Below are 16237 nucleotides of genomic sequence, written 5' to 3'. Positions count from 1 at the left end.
GCACGTCACCGACACTCAACAAATAACCATCAAATCTATAAGGATATACCGTGATGAGAAAGCGTTCCTTCTTGGTTCCTCTGGCCACTCTGGCCGCAGCCGTAGCTACAGAACAGGCTTCCGCCCTAACTTCGCATGACATTGTCGAGCCCAGCTCGGAAGCCAAGAACACATTTCAAGCTGAAGCTCAAAGCGAGAACCTTACTGTTCGCGGAGGCAATGATCTGTTCTCGTTCGTCCTCAAGCGCGGGGATCAGGGACAACTGATGGCTTACCACAGTTCCCATAGCTCCCACTCTTCCCACAGCTCCCACAGCTCCCACTATTCGGGTCGATAATGGCTTTCTCTCAGATGATCGTCTTTGATGAGCGGCTTTATGATGCACAGGTTTTGCAGAAAGCTGCTTATCGGTCGATCAATGCTTTCACGGTTGATATCACATCCGATGAGGGACAGTTTATCTGTGTGTTGTCATCGAATATCGGCATGGACGAGCCGTCCTTTCTGTCTGCCATCCAAGAGTTCAAGAAGGATGTGCTCGACTATCAGTTACGCCACCGATTGGCAGTTGAGACGCAGCCGATCAAGAACCTGATCCTCGGACTGGCCTTTTCAAAAACCGGGCTTATTAGTGAGTAAATTCCAAAAGCTGGAATTCTACGCGCAGCAACGTTCTTATGAGTTGCTGCCCTTTAAGTTCGATCGCCTGAATGACCACGAGTACGTCATTACCAACATGGCAGGCGAATTTCATGTCATACCGGTGCCGATGTTGGAGCCGATCATTCGCAAGACACTTCCGCTCTCGTCAGAGTTGATCCCTTCGCTTCGGTCCAAGCAGTTCATTCGCTTCCCCAATGAGCAAGCACCACTTCAGCTCCTGGCACTAAAGATTCGCACGCGATTGTCCAGGCTGGCCGAGTTCACCAATCTGCATATCTTTGTAGTGACTCTTCGCTGCGACCATAGCTGTCCATACTGTCAGGTTTCAAGGCAGACGGAGAGCAAAGGCGAATTCGATATGACCACAGAGATGGCAGACAAGTCACTGGACTTCGTCTTTAGGTCTCCCAATCCAGCCATCAAAATTGAATTTCAGGGTGGCGAGCCGCTGCTGAACTTCGAGATGGTGAGGTACGTTGTTCTTGAGGCCAAAAAACGTAACATCAAGGAACGCCGTGACCTTCAGTTTGTCATTGCGACCACGCTTTCGCTACTGACCGATGACGTGCTCGACTTCTGTAAACAGCACAACATCGTGCTTTCATCTTCGCTCGACGGGCCAATGGAGCTGCATAATGCAAATCGCCCACGACCAGGCCGAGATAGCCATCAGCGTTTTGAGGAAGGCTTGAAGAAAGCCCGTGTAGCCCTCGGCTATGACCAAGTTTCCGCACTGATGACAACTACAGATAAGAGCCTGCCACGAGCACGCGATATTATTGATGAATACTTGCGCCTGGGCTTTGATGGGATATTCCTTCGCTCCCTTTCCCCTTACGGCTTTGCGATCAAGACCAAAAAATTCATGTCGTATGATACGGAGCGCTGGCTGGAATTCTACAAGGAGGGCCTTGAGTACATCATTGAGCTAAACAAGGTAGGCATACGATTTGTAGAGCAATATTCTTCACTCGTGCTGACAAAAATGCTGACATCAGGGGACCCAGGGTTCGTTGATTTGATGAACCCTGCGGGTGCTGGTATCGCAGCCATCGTGTTCAACTACGACGGATCGGTCTACGCCTCAGATGAAAGCCGTATGCTTGCTGAAATGGGGGATCATACGTTCCGTCTGGGTAACATTCTTGAGCACTCATATGAAGAAATCATTCTCTCTGATCAGCTTCTGGATGCACTGGAAAACTCTTTCACCTTAAGTGCTCCAATGTGCTCTGACTGTGCATTTGAACCTTACTGTGGGGCTGAGCCCGTCTACCATCACGCCATTCATAAGGACGTAGTAGCAAGAAAACCTGAGTCTTCTTTCTGCAAGAGAAACATGGGGATTTTCAAGCATCTTATTGAGCTGATGGGGCGTGATGAGCAAACAAAGCGGATTTTTATGGGTTGGGCCAACCGATGCTGAAACTCGGCGGAAAGATTATCCGTATCCACGCGGTTGATGTTCATAGGGACCTCACTCTGCTCAAGGTGTCGACCAGCCGAAATCTGCCCGAAGTCTTGCGATGGGAAATGGCCTACTTGGTTTCCGATCAACAGATCCCCCTAGGATTTGCGCACTACCTCTTGCTTGAGAAACATCGGCAGTTTGTTGAGGTGCTGCCTTCCGACTCTGATTACTCAATCTTACCGAATGACTACAGCTACATCGGTGATGGTGACATCATCCGGCTTTCAGCAGATCGTCAGAGCATTAGCGTACTGTTTCGAGCATCGTCGCCTCACAACAGCATTCTGGTCACTGAGCAATGCAATCATTACTGTCTTATGTGTTCACAACCACCTAAGGCCGCTGATGACTCGTGGATACTTGACGAAATCGAGAGTCTAATTCCGCTTATTCCAAAAGATACCCGCGAGCTGGGGTTTACTGGGGGCGAGCCGACGACCAATCGGGAGCGCTTCCTGAAGATCATCAGCTTGACCAAAAGTTATCTGCCAAGGACCGCAATCCATATTCTTTCGAATGGGCGCAGCTTCAAAGACCCAGCATTCGCTGAAAGGTATGCGCAGATTGAATTGCCCGACGCGATGATCGGAATCCCTGTCTATTCAGACGATCCGATGCTGCATGACTACATCGTCCAGGCCCAAGGCGCATTCGATGAAACCATTCAGGGCATTCTCAATCTGAAGCGCTTGGGCCAAAAGGTTGAGATCCGAGTTGTTATTCACAAGCTATCGGTGCAGCGCCTGCCTGAACTGTGTGAGTTCATCGCACGCAATCTGCTGTTTGTTGACCATGTGGCGCTGATGGGCCTTGAGATGATGGGCTTCACCAGGGCCAATCTTGATGAGCTGTGGATCGACCCGGTCGAGTACAAAGACACTCTCAGCAGATCGGTTGGCATTTTGGCCAAGTACGGTATGAATATCTCGGTCTATAACCATCAGCTGTGCTTGGTGAATTCAGACATTCAGCCCTACTACCGCAAGTCAATCAGCGACTGGAAGAATGAGTACGCGCCTGAGTGCCAGAACTGCGCAAAACAACGAGAGTGCGGGGGCTTTTTCGCATCAGGTGTTAAATTCGGCTACAGCAAGCACCTAACCCCATTTTGATTTTGGCCTCAGATGGCTAAGCCGCACAGCGTCCTCTATGTAAGCAGCGGGTTTACTCGCTTCGTTCGCGCAGGCGTTTTCGGGCAGTAAGTTCTGCGGAGTGGTCCTCAGAAATACTCAGGGCTCAAGGACCAACTCAAGTTACAAAACCTGGCAGCCCCCCTCAGACCTCGTCAGGATTTGCCCGCCTGAGTCCTCGCAGACTTACTGACTGGCAAACCGCATCTCCCGCGTCTCCCCCATCAACAACCCCCGATTCTGCTCCGTCACCTCGCGTATGTAGTCCCACAACAACGTAATCCGTTTCAACTTCCTCAAGTCCTCCCGGCAATACATCCAAAACTGCCGCGTAACCGCAATCTGCTCCCCGAGCACCGGCAATAGCCGTGGATCCTGCGCTGCCAAAAAGCACGGCAGAATCGCCATCGACCGTCCTTGCTGCGCTGCCACGTACTGCGCGATCACGCTGGTGCTGCGCAGGCTGGCGCTGGCGCCGGGGACTACGTTGGCCAGGTACAACAGCTCCGAGCTGAAGGCCAGGTCGTCGACGTAGCTGATGAACGGATGCTCGGCCAGATCCGTCGGGCGGTGGATGGGTGGGTGTTGGTCGAGGTAGTCCTGGGTCGCGTACAACTGCAACTTGTAGTCGCACAGTTTGCAGCACACATACGGCCCGTGTTCCGGGCGTTCCAGGGCGATGACGATGTCGGCTTCGCGCTTGGACAGGCTGATGAAGTGGGGCAGGGGCAGGATGTCGACCGAGATCGCCGGGTAGGTGTCGACGAAGTGGCTCAACTGCGGGGTGACGAAGAAGCTGCCGAAGCCTTCGGTGCAGCCCATGCGGACATGCCCGGACAGCGCCACGCCGGAGCCGGAGACTTGTTCGCAGGCCATGTGCAAGGTGCTTTCGATGGATTCGGCGTAGCCGAGCAAGCGCTGGCCTTCGTTGGTGAGGACGAAACCGCTGGTCCGGGATTTTTCGAACAGCAGGGTGCCGAGTGATACTTCCAGTGAACTGATGCGCCGCGACACGGTGGTGTAGTCCACCGCCAGCCGCTTGGCGGCGACGCTGGCCTTGCGGGTGCGGGCCACTTCGAGGAAAAACTTCAGGTCGTCCCAGTTCAGGGAACCCAGTGATGTGATGTTTTTTTGCATATTGGACCGGCTTTTATGTGCGTTCTTATTAGAAGTTTGCACATCTATACTCCAAAAACAGTCCGAACGCCTCATCCTCAAGGCGATTCAACGCCTTGGTTCTCTGCCTATAAATACAAATTGGAGACCACATGAACGCATCTGCCGATATTTCCGTGCAACAGGTCAAGTTGTTGATCAACGGTGAATGGGTCGAGTCCAAGACCACCCACTGGCAAGACATCGTCAACCCGGCGACCCAGCAAGTGCTGGCCAAAGTCCCGTTTGCCACCGCTGAAGAAGTCAACGCTGCCATCGACGCCGCCCATCGTGCCTTCCAGACCTGGAAGCTGACTCCGATCGGCGCACGCATGCGTATCATGCTCAAGCTGCAAGCCTTGATCCGCGAGCACTCCAAGCGCATCGCCGTGGTCCTCAGCGCCGAGCAGGGCAAGACCATTGCCGATGCCGAGGGCGATATTTTCCGTGGCCTGGAAGTGGTGGAGCACGCCTGCTCCATCGGCACCCTGCAAATGGGCGAGTTTGCTGAAAACGTCGCCGGTGGTGTCGATACCTACACCCTGCGCCAACCCATCGGCGTGTGCGCCGGGATTACTCCGTTCAACTTCCCGGCGATGATTCCGCTGTGGATGTTCCCGATGGCGATTGCCTGCGGTAACACCTTCGTCCTCAAGCCTTCCGAGCAAGACCCGCTGTCCACGATGCTGCTGGTGGAGCTGGCGCTGGAAGCCGGTGTGCCGGCCGGCGTGCTCAACGTGGTACACGGCGGCAAGGACGTGGTGGATGCGCTCTGCACGCATAAAGACATCAAGGCAGTGTCGTTCGTCGGTTCGACCGCCGTGGGCACCCATGTGTACGACCTGGCCGGCAAACACGGCAAGCGCGTGCAATCGATGATGGGCGCCAAGAACCATGCGGTGGTGTTGCCGGATGCCAACCGCGAACACACCCTCAACGCCTTGGTCGGTGCCGGTTTCGGCGCGGCGGGCCAGCGTTGCATGGCCACTTCGGTGGTGGTGCTGGTGGGCGCTTCCAAGCAATGGCTGCCCGATCTGAAGGCGCTGGCGCAGAAGCTCAAGGTCAATGCCGGCAGCGAAGCCGGCACGGATGTCGGCCCGGTGATTTCCAAGCGTGCCAAGGCGCGCATTCTGGAACTGATCGAAAGCGGCGTGAAAGAAGGCGCCAAGCTGGAGCTGGACGGGCGTGACATCCAGGTGCCGGGCTTCGAGCAAGGCAATTTCGTCGGCCCAACGCTGTTCTCGGGCGTGACCACCGACATGCAGATCTACACCCAGGAAATTTTCGGCCCGGTGCTGGTGGTGCTGGAAGTCGACACCCTCGATGAAGCCATCGCGCTGGTCAACGCCAACCCATTCGGCAACGGCACCGGCCTGTTCACCCAGAGCGGGGCGGCGGCGCGTAAGTTCCAGAGCGAAATCGACGTCGGCCAGGTCGGCATCAACATCCCGATCCCGGTGCCGGTGCCGTTCTTCAGCTTCACCGGTTCGCGCGGTTCCAAGCTCGGCGACCTCGGCCCGTATGGCAAGCAAGTGGTGCAGTTCTACACTCAGACCAAAACCGTCACCAGCCGCTGGTTCGATGACGACACGGTCAACGATGGCGTCAACACCACCATCAACCTGCGCTGATTCCGGGAGACGAGCATGAAGATTGCATTTATCGGCTTGGGCAACATGGGCGCGCCCATGGCCCGCAACCTGATCAAGGCCGGCCACGCGCTGAACCTGTTCGACCTGAACCAGGCGGTACTCAAGGAACTGGCCGAACTGGGCGGCAGCATCAGCGGTTCACCGCGCGATGCGGCCACCGGTGCCGAGTTGGTGATTACCATGCTGCCGGCCGCTGCCCATGTGCGCAGTGTCTGGCTGGGTGAAGACGGCGTTTTGGCCGGCATCGGCCAAGGCGTGCCGGCGGTGGATTGCAGCACCATCGACCCGCAGACCATCCGCGATGTCGCGGCGGCGGCAGCCAAGCAAGGGGTGGCCGTCGCCGATGCGCCGGTCTCCGGCGGCACTGGCGGCGCGCAAGCCGGGACGCTGACTTTCATGGTCGGCGCCAGCGCGGACTTGTTCGCCACCCTGCAACCGGTGCTGGCGCAGATGGGCCGCAACATTGTGCGTTGCGGCGACGTCGGCACCGGCCAGATCGCCAAGATCTGCAACAACCTGCTCCTGGGCATCAGCATGGTCGGCGTCAGCGAAGCGATGGCCCTGGGCGATGCGCTGGGCATCGACACTCAGGTGCTGGCTGGGATCATCAACAGTTCCACCGGGCGCTGCTGGAGTTCCGACACGTACAACCCGTGGCCGGGCGTGATCGAAACCGCGCCGTCATCGCGGGGTTATACCGGTGGTTTCGGTGCCGACCTGATGCTCAAGGACCTGGGGCTGGCCACCGAAGCTGCGCGCCAGGCGCACCAGCCGGTGATCCTCGGCGCTGTGGCCCAGCAGTTGTATCAATCGATGAGCCAGCGCGGGGAAGGGGGCAAGGACTTCTCGGCGATCATCAACAGCTACCGCAAGCCCAAATAGATACCGCCTGTGGCGAGGGCGCTTGCTCCCTCGCCACTATTTATTTATTGCGGTTCAGGCAAACACAAAATACTTACGCACCGTCTCGACCACTTCCCACGTCCCCTTCATCCCCGGCTCCACCACAAAGATATCCCCCGCGCGCAAGTGGATCGGCTCCAGGCCTTCTGGGGTGATCACGCAGTAGCCTTCCTGGAAATGGCAGTATTCCCACTTCACGTATTCCACGTACCACTTGCCCGGTGTGCAGATCCAGGTGCCCATGATCTTGCTGCCGTCTTCGCTGGTGTAGGCGTTGAGGTTGACGGTGTGCGGGTCGCCTTCGAGCTTTTCCCATTTGCAGGCATCCAGGACCGGCAAGGGGTGGGTGTCGCGCAGTACGGTGATGGGCTTGGACATGATGACTCCGAGGCAAGTGAACGAGAGTCGAACCCTATAGCGTCGCAGGCAGGGTCAATGGTCTGAACTCGACATCGGGATGCCCAGAAGCGCAGGCGAGCACCACTGCTCAGGCCATGTGCAGTTAATGTGGGAGGGGGCTTGCCCCCGATGGCTGCGGATCAGCTAGCACATGTGTCAACTGACACACTGCTATCGGGGGCAAGCCCCCTCCCACATTGACCCTCGGTGGCAGCGTCACTGTGGCTAGGCGACACTTTTGAGCGTAGATAAGCCGTTTCCTCGCATTAAGTGCGAAAGATTTCCCGCTTGTCGCAGGAATTCGCAAGAAAATTCACGGCTGGCCCTCGTATCATTCACTTCAGTCACGACCGAGAGCCTTGATATGAACCCAATAAAAACGTGGTGGGACATCAGCCCGCCCTTGAGTACGGCGACCCCGACCTGGCCGGGGGATACGCCGTTCCAGGAAGAGCGCGTGTGGCAGTTCGGCCCGGAGTGCCCGGTGAATGTCGGGCGCGTTACCTTGTCGCCGCACACCGGCGCCCATGTCGATGCGCCGCTGCATTACAGCGCGGACGGCGCGCCGATCGGCGAGGTGTCGCTGGACGTGTACATGGGCCCGTGCCGCGTGGTGCATTGCCTGGACAGCGGCGCGCTGGTGCAGCCGCAGCAGTTGCAAGGGCGTGTGGATAACTTGCCGGAACGTGTGTTGCTGCGCACTTATCCACAGGCGCCGCTGACCGAATGGGATGCGAACTTCACCGCCATCGCCCCGCAGACCATCGAGCTGCTCGCCAGCCTGGGCGTGCGCCTGATTGGTATCGACACGCCGTCCCTGGACCCGCAACAGTCCAAGACCATGGATTCTCACAATGCCGTGGCCCGTCATGGCATGGCGATACTCGAAGGCATCGTGCTTGATGACGTACCGGAGGGCGACTATGAACTGATCGCCCTGCCGCTGCGGTTTGCCCACCTCGACGCCAGCCCTGTCCGCGCAATCCTGCGCCCGCTTGTGGAGCCCGCACGATGAGCCAATGTCCCTTCTCAGAGGATTACCAGCCGCCGGAAGAATGGCATAACGCCGAGTTGAATTTTTCCGAGTCCATGAGCTACGGCGACTACCTGGACCTGGGCAAAGTCCTCAGCGCCCAGCACCCGCTGTCGCCGGACCACAACGAGATGCTCTTTATCATCCAGCACCAGACCTCCGAGCTGTGGATGAAACTGATGCTCCACGAGCTCAAGGCCGCCCGCGAACACCTGCGCCTGGGCGAGTTGCCGCCGGCGTTCAAGATGCTGGCGCGGGTCTCGCGGATCTTCGATCAACTGGTACACGCCTGGGCGGTGCTGGCGACCATGACCCCGTCGGAGTACAAGGCGATTCGCCCGTTCCTCGGCCAATCGTCCGGGTTCCAGTCGTTCCAGTACCGTGAGATCGAATTCATCCTCGGCAACAAAAGCCCGGCGCTGTTGCGGCCCCACGCCCATCGCCCGCAATTGTTGCAAGAACTGCAAGTGGCGATCGCCACGCCGTCGCTGTACGACGAGGCGATCAACCTGATGGTCAAGGCCGGCCTGACGATCGACCCGCAACGCGCCGAACGCGACCCGACGGCGGCGACGGTTCACGATGCCTCCGTGGAAGCGGCGTGGCGCGAGGTCTACCGCGACCCGAGCCGTTATTGGGACCTGTACCAGTTGGCCGAAAAGTTTATCGACCTGGAAGACTCCTTCCGTCAATGGCGCTTTCGCCATGTGACCACGGTGGAACGGATCATCGGCTTCCAGCCCGGCACCGGCGGCACCGAGGGCGTGGGTTACCTGCGCAAGATGCTCGACACGGTGCTGTTCCCCGAGCTGTGGCGAGTACGTTCCACGCTCTAAACAAAAAGCCCCGGATTACCGGGGCTTTTCATTTGGAATGCAATCAAATGTGGGAGGGGGCTTGCTCCCTCCCACAGGAGTATTACTGCGCGGCGGCTACCGCTTTCGCGTTTTTGACGCGCAAGCGGTAGGCAATGTAGATCACCCCCACCCAAACCGGCATCGCATACACCGAATCGCGAACGCCCGGAATCGCCAGCATCACGCTGATGATCATCAGCATGAACGCCAGGCACAGGTAGTTGCTGAACGGGAACCAGAAGGTCTTGAACGACGGCACAACGCCTTGCTCGGCCATGGCCTTGCGGAACTTGATGTGGGTCAGGCTGATCAGCGCCCAGTTGATCATCAGCGAGGCGACCACCAGGGCGAACAGCAACTCCAGCGCGCTGTGCGGCGCGACGTAGTTGACCACCACGCACAGCAGCGTCACCAGCGCCGAAATCGCCAGGGCCCGCAGCGGCACGCCTTGTTTGTTGAGTTTCATCAGCGCTTTCGGCGCGTCGCCTTGCTCGGCCAGGCCGAACAGCATGCGGCTGTTGCAGTACACGCCGCTGTTGTACACCGACAGCGCCGCGGTCAGCACCACGAAGTTGAGGATGTGCGCGGCGGTGTCGTTACCGATCAGCGAGAAGATCTGCACAAACGGGCTGCCGCTGTAGGCATCGCCCGACGCGCCGAGGGTCTGCAGCAGTTGATCCCACGGGTACAGCGAGAGCAGCACGGTCAGCGCGCCGACGTAGAAAATCAGGATGCGGTACACCACCTGGTTGATCGCTTTCGGGATCACTTTACGCGGCTCGTTGGCCTCGGCGGCGGTGATGCCTACCAGCTCCAGGCCACCGAACGAGAACATGATGAACGCCATGGACATCAACAACCCCATGCCGCCATTGGGGAAGAAACCGCCGTGGCTCCACAGGTTGCTGATCGACGCTTGCGGGCCGCCGGTGCCGCTGAACAACAGGTAGCAGCCGAGCACGATCATGCCGACAATCGCCACCACCTTGATGATCGCGAACCAGAACTCGGTCTCACCGAAGAACTTCACGTTCAGGGTGTTGATCAGGTTCACCGCGACAAAGAACACCAGCGCGCTGACCCAGGTCGGAATCTCCGGCCACCAGAACTGGATGTACTTGCCCACGGCCGTCAGTTCGGCCATGCCCACCAGCACGTAGAGTACCCAGTAGTTCCAGCCCGCCAGGAAGCCCGCGTAACCGCCCCAGTATTTGTGGGCAAAGTGGCTGAACGAACCGGCCACCGGCTCCTCGACGATCATCTCGCCGAGCTGGCGCATGATCAGGAACGCGATAAAACCGGCAATCGCGTAGCCGAGGATCATCGACGGCCCCGCCGACTTGAGCACGCCGGCCGAGCCGAGGAACAGCCCCGTACCGATCGCGCCGCCCAAGGCAATCAGCTGAATATGCCGGTTCTTCAGGCCACGCTTGAGGCCTACCGGGTTAATCATGTCATCCGCCATTAACATTCCCTTCTACTTGTTTTTCTCGGGGTTGATTGCACGCCGCGCCCAACCCCTCAGAAGTGCTGAGGGGTCAGATATTACTCTGCGTGAACTTTTCGTAATACAACTGAACGCCATCAAGTGCCTGATCCGCCAGCCATTGTTGGATGGATTCGACCATCGGAGGGGGCCCGCACACGTAGATATCGGCCGAACTGTCCCGCCATTCGGCCAGGTCGAAATGCTCGGTGAGGTAGCCACGCTTGCCGGACCATGCGGGCGGCGGGTCGCTCAGTACTTCGGTGTAGCGAAAATCCGCGAGCGTGGACGCGTAACCCTCGATGCGCGCCGCTTCGCACAGGTCCTCGGCGCCGCGCACGCCGTAGTACAGGTGGACCGGCCGTTCGCAGGCGTTGGCCGCCAGTTCATCGAGCATGCCCAGCAACGCCGACAACCCGGTGCCGCCGGCGACCAGCACCAGCGGTCGGCTGACATGGCGCAGGTAGAACGCACCCAGCGGCGCCTCCATCAGCAGCGGATCGCCGACCTGGCAACGTTCGCGCAGGTAGTTGCTCATCACCCCGTCGGGCAGCAGGCGGATCAGAAACCGCAGCTGATTGCCCGGCCGGTTGGCGAAGGAATATGCGCGCCAGCTGTCGGTGCCCGGAACCGCCAGGCGGGCGTATTGGCCCGGCAGAAAGTCCAGCGCCTGGTCCAGCTGCACTTGCAGGATCGCCGTGCCGGTCGAGACCTGCCGCACCTCGCTCACCGTGCCGCGCACCTGCACCGGCCCCGGTGCGTTGCACAGGCTGGAATCGAAGTCGAAGTAGAACGTCGCATCCGACTTCACCCGGGTCTGGCAACTGAGCATCTTGCGCTGTTGCAGGTCGCGGCTGGAGAGGGCGTCCTCGTCCACATAGTCCTGGCTGTATTCGCCGCTCTCGCAGCGGCCCTGGCAGGTGCCGCACACGCCTTCGCGGCAATCCAGCGGAATCTTGATGCCATTGCGCAGGGCCGCATCCAGCAGGATTTCATGCGCGCCCACCGGGAAAAACAGCGTCTTGCCGTCGGCAAAACTGAAGGCCACTTTGTGATTCATCCCCAGTACTCCGTGGGTTCATGTGTGAACCCTTGTAGGAGCGAGCTTGCTCGCGAAAAACTCAAGGACGCCGCGTGCATTCAGGATGCCCGCGTCATCGTTGACGTCCTTCGCGAGCAAGCTCGCTCCTACAAGGGGCGTTAGCCAGCGTTACAGGTGATAGAAATCCAGCACCGAGTTGATGGTGTCGTTGAGCAACAACGCGTGCTTGCGGGTGATCAGCCAGCTGTCGCCATGGGGCTTGAGGCGATAGGTCGCGTGGCCGTAGAACTGCTCCGACGTGGCCAGGCGATAGAACAGCGTGTGCCAGTTCAAGCGCACCTCCAGTGTGCCGTCCGCCTGCTCGGCGATACGCACGTTGTGGATCAGGTGCAAGGTGCGCGGCATGGGCGTGGCCGACGCCGCCTTGCCGGTGCGCAGGCGGAACACGCGGTCTTCCAGGCCCGAGCGGTTGGCGTAATAGATCAGCGACATTTCGCGCTTGGGGTCGCGGGTGTAGACGTGTTCGGAGTCCCATTGCGGCAGGTGGAATTCGCTCTGCGGGTCGAACAGCTGCACGTAGGCGTCCCAGTCCTGGGCGTCGCACAGCTCGGATTTGCGATAGAAAAATTGCTCGATCCGGTACTGCAATGGCGCATTCATCATTCCACCTCCCGCAGCTTCAGCGCGCGTTGGTCGAGGCCGTTGAGCAGGAACTGCTGCCAGTTGCGGTGCTGGTTGACGTACAAGCCTTCGTGGGTGAATTCGGTGCCGGTCATGGCGGGCTGGATGCCGAGGGCTTCGCTGTTCGGCGTTGGCCCGGTGGCCCAGCAGTGGCTGCCGCGTGAGATATCGCTCCAGCGCTCCAGGCGGCCCTGGAAACCGCGCTGGGCCTCGCGAAACTCCACCAGATCGTCCGGCGTGCCCATGCCCGAGACGTTGAAGAAGTCCTCGAACTGACGGATGCGGTTTTCCCGGTCGGCGTCGGACTCGTGCTTCACCCCCAGGCACTGGCTGATGATCTCGGTCTTGTTCCACGCCAACGGGCGGATGATGCGCAACTGCGAGCTGATCTGGTCGAGGAAGAACAGGCTCGGATAGATGTTCAGGTTGCGCAGGCGATGCATCATCCACTCGGCTTTTGGCTGGCCGTGTTCTGCCACCAGGCGCGGCATGATGGTGGCGTAGCCGGAGCGTACCGTGGGGTTGGGCATGTCGCTGAACAACAGGCTGTGGCCATTGTTGAAGGCGAACCAGCCGTCGTCGGTATTCGCGTCGCCGGCGCCGAGTTTGCTGTAGTCCAGCGTCGTGCCGGCCGCGGTGCCGTTCGCGGTATTGACCTGCTGGCGGTGCTGCACCGTGGCCACATAGTTGTAGTGGACGGTGCTGACGTGATAACCGTCCAGGCCGTTTTCGTTCTGCAGCTTCCAGTTGCCGTCGTAGGTGTAGGCGGACTTGCCCGGCAGCACCTCCAGCTCACCGGTGGCGGACTGGGCGACCATCATGTCGAAAAACACTTTGGCGTCGCCGAGGAAGTCTTCCAGGCTGTCGGTGCCGTTCACGTCCAGGCTGATGAACACAAAGCCTTTGTAGCTGTCGATGCGCGCCTTTTTCAGGCCGCGCGTGGCCTTGTCGAAACCTTCCGGGTATTCCCCCGGCGCCTTGACCTTCACCAGCCGGCCGTCGCTCTTGTAGCACCAGGCGTGGAACGGGCAGGTGAAGGTCGACTGGTTGCCCTTGCCGACGCGGGTGAGGGTGGTGCCGCGATGCTGGCAGGCGTTGACCAGCGCGTTGAGCTGGCCGTCGCCGTCGCGGGTGATGATCATCGGCTGGCGCCCGGCGCGCATCGTCACGAAATCGTGGTTATTCGCCAGTTCGCTTTCGTGGCAGGCGTAGATCCAGTTCTTCTCGAAGATCAGTTCCATCTCCAGGTCGAACAGTTGCGGCTCGGTGAACATGTCGCGGGCGATGCGGAACACTTCATCGGCGGGGCGGAAATCCAGGCAGCTGTCGATGAAGCTTTTCCATTGCTCGACGCTTCTTGCACCACTCATGGGACGCACCTTTTGATAATGGCTGAACGGGTCAGCCATTAAGCGACTGCGCCGAGGCGGCGGGCTATCCGCTTAATGGGCGAAGGCGGGCCGGATAGTTGGGCATGAAATACCCACGCCGGTGCAGGGCGGTGACGCGATGCGCTACTGTCATGCAGGGCGGTGCGCGCAGAAGTCGGTGGTTTATCCACATAGTCGAGCGTTGTTATCCACCCAGCAGCGAGACTGCCGCCGTGGCGCAGAACTTGCTGTCGATCTGTCACGACGCGCCGCCAGAGCGCGCAACCGCCTAACCGCCGTGGGTGCAGCCTGATGAGTAGCCATACACGCGATATCCGTATCGAACGCTTCGACTTGGAGGGCGCCCGCAGCTGGATGTCCGGCATCTGCGGGCCGCACCGCCTGGCGACGGCCACGCCCGAGCGCCTGCGTTTCCATCACAGCGCCAACGTGTTCAAGTCCCGCGCCACCACCTTGGGCGTGATCGAATACGGCACCGACGTGACCATCGACATCGAGGACGCCGAACACTTCAGCAGCTACAGCCTGAGCCTGCCTCTGGTAGGCGAGCAGGAGTTGAGCAAGAACGGCGAGCGCTTGAGTTCCAACCGCGATCAAGGCGTGATCATCTCGCCCAACGAGCACCAGGTGCTGGCGATTTCCGGCGATTGCCGCAAGTTGCAGGTGGTGATTACGCGGGCGGCGATGAGCGAGTCGCTGGAAGGGTTGCTGCAACGGCCGATCGAGGCGCCGCTGCGTTTCGAGCCGGTGATGGATGCGGTGGACGGCGCCCCGGCCTCGTGGTGGCGCATGGCGCGTTATTTCATCGCAGAGCTTGCGCGCAGCAGCGAGTTGTACGAGCAGGCGGCGTTTACCCGCGACCTGGAAAGCTCGTTGATCAAGGGCCTGATCCTCGCCCAGCCGAATAATTATTCAGAGGAATTGCGCGACGTGCTTGGCGTGAAGCTGCCGCACTACTTGATCCGCGCCCGCCAGCACATTCACGACAACGCCCGCGAAGCGGTGCATCTGGAAGACCTGGAAGCCGCCGCCGGGGTCTCGCGGTTCAAGCTGTTCGATGCGTTTCGCAAATACTTCGCGCTGTCGCCGATGGCTTACCTGAAAAAGTATCGGCTGGGGGCGGTGCGCCAGGAGATCCTCGAACACGGCTCCACCCGCACCATCTCCGAGATTGCCCTGGGCTGGGGCTTCACCCACCTGGGGCGGTTCTCGGCGGAGTATCGCAAGCTGTTCGATGAGTCGCCGAGCCAAACCCTGCAGCGTAAGCGCCTGCGCACTGTCTAAAAAACACCGCAGATTAAATGTAGGAGGGGGCTTGCCCCCGATGGCGGTGTGTCAGTCAGTAGATGTGTGGGCTGACACACCGCCATCGGGGGCAAGCCCCCTCCCACATTAGATCTGCAGTACCTGGGAGATTTCAGATCAGTTCTTCAACCAACTGCAAACAATGATTCAGCCCCGGCGACTGATCATTCACCCGCCGGCTGAGAATAATCGGCGAGGTCGCGGTGGCTTCCACCACCGGCGTGTAGCCGATGTCCGCGCGATGCAGCACCTGCACCGACGCCGGCACCAGCGTCACGCCCATACCCGCGCCGACCAGGCCGATGGCGGTCTGCAACTCGTTGGTCCACTGCGCCACCTTGAGGCTCAAACCGTGGGCGTCGAACAGCGCGATCACATGGTCGGCATAACTGGGCCGCGGGTTGCCGGGGTACAGCACAAACGGCTCGGCGGCCAATTGGGCGAGGGTGGCGGGCGCGCCCAGCAAGGCGTGGCCGGCGGGCAACACCGCAACCAGGCGGTCCTCGACCAGCACCCGCTGGACGATGGCCGGGTCATCGATGCGAATCCGCCCGAAGCCCACGTCGATCCGCCCGGCCTTGAGCGCTTCAACCTGCTGCAGGGTAGTCATTTCCGACAGCCCCAGTTCCAGTTCCAGCGCGTCGTGGTTGCGCAGCCGCCGAATCAACTCGGGCAGCACGCCATACAAGGTCGACGGCGCAAAGCCGATGCCCAGCCAGGTCTTCTCGCCCTGGCCGATACGCCGGGTGGTGTCGCAGACCTTGCCCAACTGCTCCAGCAGCACAGTGGCGTGTTCATAGAAAAACCGCCCGGCCTCGGTCAGCCGCAGCGGTCGGCCGCGCTCGAGCAGTATCACGCCCAATTCATCCTCCAATTGCTGGATCTGTCGGCTCAACGGCGGCTGGGCGATGTGCAGGCGTTCGGCGGCGCGGGTGAAGTTGAGGGTTTCGCCCAGCACCTGGAAATAGCGCAGATGTCGCAGTTCCATGACAGCTCCTTTGATACCTTGAAGGTATTGTGCGAGACCAATTCTATATTGGAAGCCAAGAAAAATGCGGCACAGAATCG

Annotated in this window: 16 protein-coding genes; 9 read left to right on the top strand and 7 right to left on the bottom strand. The window is 59.6% G+C overall.

Translation table 11 applies throughout. From position 1 onward, the window contains the following. Nucleotides 1-53 precede the first annotated feature (53 nt). The 4 genes from hxsA2 to hxsC are packed head-to-tail and all read left to right on the top strand — an operon-like array spanning nucleotide 54 to nucleotide 3247. A complete protein-coding gene (gene hxsA2 / locus JN756_RS32265) occupies nucleotides 54-338 on the top strand; it encodes a His-Xaa-Ser repeat protein HxsA2 (protein WP_350339034.1) in 285 nt (94 codons plus the stop codon). Then, nucleotides 338-640 (top strand): His-Xaa-Ser system protein HxsD, encoded by a 303-nt coding sequence (hxsD, locus tag JN756_RS27205; protein WP_026140347.1) that lies wholly within the window; start codon nucleotides 338-340, stop codon nucleotides 638-640. The genes hxsA2 and hxsD overlap by 1 nt, the downstream gene beginning before the upstream one ends. Continuing rightward, complete coding sequence (gene hxsB, locus JN756_RS27200; RefSeq protein WP_201021542.1) at nucleotides 633-2090, top strand: His-Xaa-Ser system radical SAM maturase HxsB; 1458 nt, start codon at nucleotides 633-635, stop codon at nucleotides 2088-2090. Before hxsD ends, hxsB begins: the two co-directional genes overlap by 8 nt. After that, the gene (gene hxsC / locus JN756_RS27195) at nucleotides 2084-3247 is read left to right on the top strand and encodes a His-Xaa-Ser system radical SAM maturase HxsC (RefSeq protein ID WP_201021541.1); all 1164 of its coding nucleotides are present in this window, start codon (nucleotides 2084-2086) and stop codon (nucleotides 3245-3247) included. The genes hxsB and hxsC overlap by 7 nt, the downstream gene beginning before the upstream one ends. A 204-nt stretch (nucleotides 3248-3451) precedes the next feature. Here hxsC and JN756_RS27190 read toward each other — a convergent pair whose 3' ends face one another. Further along, nucleotides 3452-4402, bottom strand: coding sequence for a LysR family transcriptional regulator (locus JN756_RS27190; RefSeq protein ID WP_017849482.1), 951 nt, complete (start codon nucleotides 4400-4402; stop codon nucleotides 3452-3454). Nucleotides 4403-4533: 131 nt separating this feature from the next. Between JN756_RS27190 and JN756_RS27185 the strand changes: the two genes are divergently transcribed. Both JN756_RS27185 and mmsB read left to right on the top strand, forming a co-directional pair. After that, complete coding sequence (locus JN756_RS27185; protein WP_057005303.1) at nucleotides 4534-6051, top strand: CoA-acylating methylmalonate-semialdehyde dehydrogenase; 1518 nt, start codon at nucleotides 4534-4536, stop codon at nucleotides 6049-6051. A gap of 15 nt (nucleotides 6052-6066) precedes the next feature. After that, nucleotides 6067-6954, top strand: coding sequence for a 3-hydroxyisobutyrate dehydrogenase (mmsB, locus tag JN756_RS27180; RefSeq protein ID WP_017849480.1), 888 nt, complete (start codon nucleotides 6067-6069; stop codon nucleotides 6952-6954). A gap of 54 nt (nucleotides 6955-7008) precedes the next feature. Here the strand turns inward: mmsB and JN756_RS27175 are convergent, their stop codons facing one another. Next, complete coding sequence (locus tag JN756_RS27175) at nucleotides 7009-7353, bottom strand: cupin domain-containing protein (protein WP_010566207.1); 345 nt, start codon at nucleotides 7351-7353, stop codon at nucleotides 7009-7011. A 385-nt stretch (nucleotides 7354-7738) separates the two neighbouring features. Here JN756_RS27175 and kynB point away from each other — a divergent pair, with 385 nt between their 5' ends. Together kynB and kynA are read left to right on the top strand one after the other, a co-directional pair. Further along, complete coding sequence (kynB, locus tag JN756_RS27170) at nucleotides 7739-8389, top strand: arylformamidase (protein WP_201021540.1); 651 nt, start codon at nucleotides 7739-7741, stop codon at nucleotides 8387-8389. Continuing rightward, a complete protein-coding gene (kynA, locus tag JN756_RS27165) occupies nucleotides 8386-9243 on the top strand; it encodes a tryptophan 2,3-dioxygenase (protein ID WP_046488227.1) in 858 nt (285 codons plus the stop codon). The genes kynB and kynA overlap by 4 nt, the downstream gene beginning before the upstream one ends. Nucleotides 9244-9325: 82 nt before the next feature. On the opposite strand, the gene JN756_RS27160 is transcribed toward kynA, so the two are convergent. The 4 genes from JN756_RS27160 to antA form a co-directional block, all read right to left on the bottom strand. Then, on the bottom strand, nucleotides 9326-10729 hold the full coding sequence (locus tag JN756_RS27160) for an amino acid permease (RefSeq protein WP_201021539.1): 1404 nt from the start codon (nucleotides 10727-10729) through the stop codon (nucleotides 9326-9328). 73 nt (nucleotides 10730-10802) lie between these two features. Further along, on the bottom strand, nucleotides 10803-11810 hold the full coding sequence (gene antC, locus JN756_RS27155) for an anthranilate 1,2-dioxygenase electron transfer component AntC (protein ID WP_201021538.1): 1008 nt from the start codon (nucleotides 11808-11810) through the stop codon (nucleotides 10803-10805). 150 nt (nucleotides 11811-11960) lie between these two features. Then, complete coding sequence (gene antB / locus JN756_RS27150; protein WP_017849473.1) at nucleotides 11961-12452, bottom strand: anthranilate 1,2-dioxygenase small subunit; 492 nt, start codon at nucleotides 12450-12452, stop codon at nucleotides 11961-11963. Next, nucleotides 12452-13843 (bottom strand): anthranilate 1,2-dioxygenase large subunit, encoded by a 1392-nt coding sequence (gene antA, locus JN756_RS27145; RefSeq protein WP_128192637.1) that lies wholly within the window; start codon nucleotides 13841-13843, stop codon nucleotides 12452-12454. Before antA ends, antB begins: the two co-directional genes overlap by 1 nt. Nucleotides 13844-14155: 312 nt before the next feature. Here antA and JN756_RS27140 point away from each other — a divergent pair, with 312 nt between their 5' ends. Next, nucleotides 14156-15148, top strand: coding sequence for an AraC family transcriptional regulator (locus JN756_RS27140; protein WP_046382074.1), 993 nt, complete (start codon nucleotides 14156-14158; stop codon nucleotides 15146-15148). 133 nt (nucleotides 15149-15281) lie between these two features. Here the strand turns inward: JN756_RS27140 and JN756_RS27135 are convergent, their stop codons facing one another. Further along, on the bottom strand, nucleotides 15282-16157 hold the full coding sequence (locus JN756_RS27135; protein WP_017849470.1) for a LysR family transcriptional regulator: 876 nt from the start codon (nucleotides 16155-16157) through the stop codon (nucleotides 15282-15284). Nucleotides 16158-16237 lie beyond the last annotated feature (80 nt).

The sequence above is a fragment of the Pseudomonas sp. Y39-6 genome, from assembly GCF_023651955.1.
GTDB lineage: Bacteria > Pseudomonadota > Gammaproteobacteria > Pseudomonadales > Pseudomonadaceae > Aquipseudomonas > Aquipseudomonas veronii.
This window is presented reverse-complemented; position numbering and strand designations above follow the sequence as displayed.

Excerpts from the sequence above, each read along its gene's own strand:
- hxsA2 (WP_350339034.1), top strand. The coding sequence starts at position 54 with ATGAGAAAGCGTTCCTTCTTGGTTCCTCTGGCCACTCTGGCCGCAGCC.
- hxsD (WP_026140347.1), top strand. The coding sequence starts at position 338 with ATGGCTTTCTCTCAGATGATCGTCTTTGATGAGCGGCTTTATGATGCA.
- hxsC (WP_201021541.1), top strand. The coding sequence starts at position 2,084 with ATGCTGAAACTCGGCGGAAAGATTATCCGTATCCACGCGGTTGATGTT.
- JN756_RS27190 (WP_017849482.1), bottom strand. The coding sequence starts at position 4,402 with ATGCAAAAAAACATCACATCACTGGGTTCCCTGAACTGGGACGACCTG.
- JN756_RS27185 (WP_057005303.1), top strand. The coding sequence starts at position 4,534 with ATGAACGCATCTGCCGATATTTCCGTGCAACAGGTCAAGTTGTTGATC.
- mmsB (WP_017849480.1), top strand. The coding sequence starts at position 6,067 with ATGAAGATTGCATTTATCGGCTTGGGCAACATGGGCGCGCCCATGGCC.
- JN756_RS27175 (WP_010566207.1), bottom strand. The coding sequence starts at position 7,353 with ATGTCCAAGCCCATCACCGTACTGCGCGACACCCACCCCTTGCCGGTC.
- kynB (WP_201021540.1), top strand. The coding sequence starts at position 7,739 with ATGAACCCAATAAAAACGTGGTGGGACATCAGCCCGCCCTTGAGTACG.
- kynA (WP_046488227.1), top strand. The coding sequence starts at position 8,386 with ATGAGCCAATGTCCCTTCTCAGAGGATTACCAGCCGCCGGAAGAATGG.
- JN756_RS27160 (WP_201021539.1), bottom strand. The coding sequence starts at position 10,729 with ATGGCGGATGACATGATTAACCCGGTAGGCCTCAAGCGTGGCCTGAAG.
- antC (WP_201021538.1), bottom strand. The coding sequence starts at position 11,810 with ATGAATCACAAAGTGGCCTTCAGTTTTGCCGACGGCAAGACGCTGTTT.
- antB (WP_017849473.1), bottom strand. The coding sequence starts at position 12,452 with ATGAATGCGCCATTGCAGTACCGGATCGAGCAATTTTTCTATCGCAAA.
- antA (WP_128192637.1), bottom strand. The coding sequence starts at position 13,843 with ATGAGTGGTGCAAGAAGCGTCGAGCAATGGAAAAGCTTCATCGACAGC.
- JN756_RS27140 (WP_046382074.1), top strand. The coding sequence starts at position 14,156 with ATGAGTAGCCATACACGCGATATCCGTATCGAACGCTTCGACTTGGAG.
- JN756_RS27135 (WP_017849470.1), bottom strand. The coding sequence starts at position 16,157 with ATGGAACTGCGACATCTGCGCTATTTCCAGGTGCTGGGCGAAACCCTC.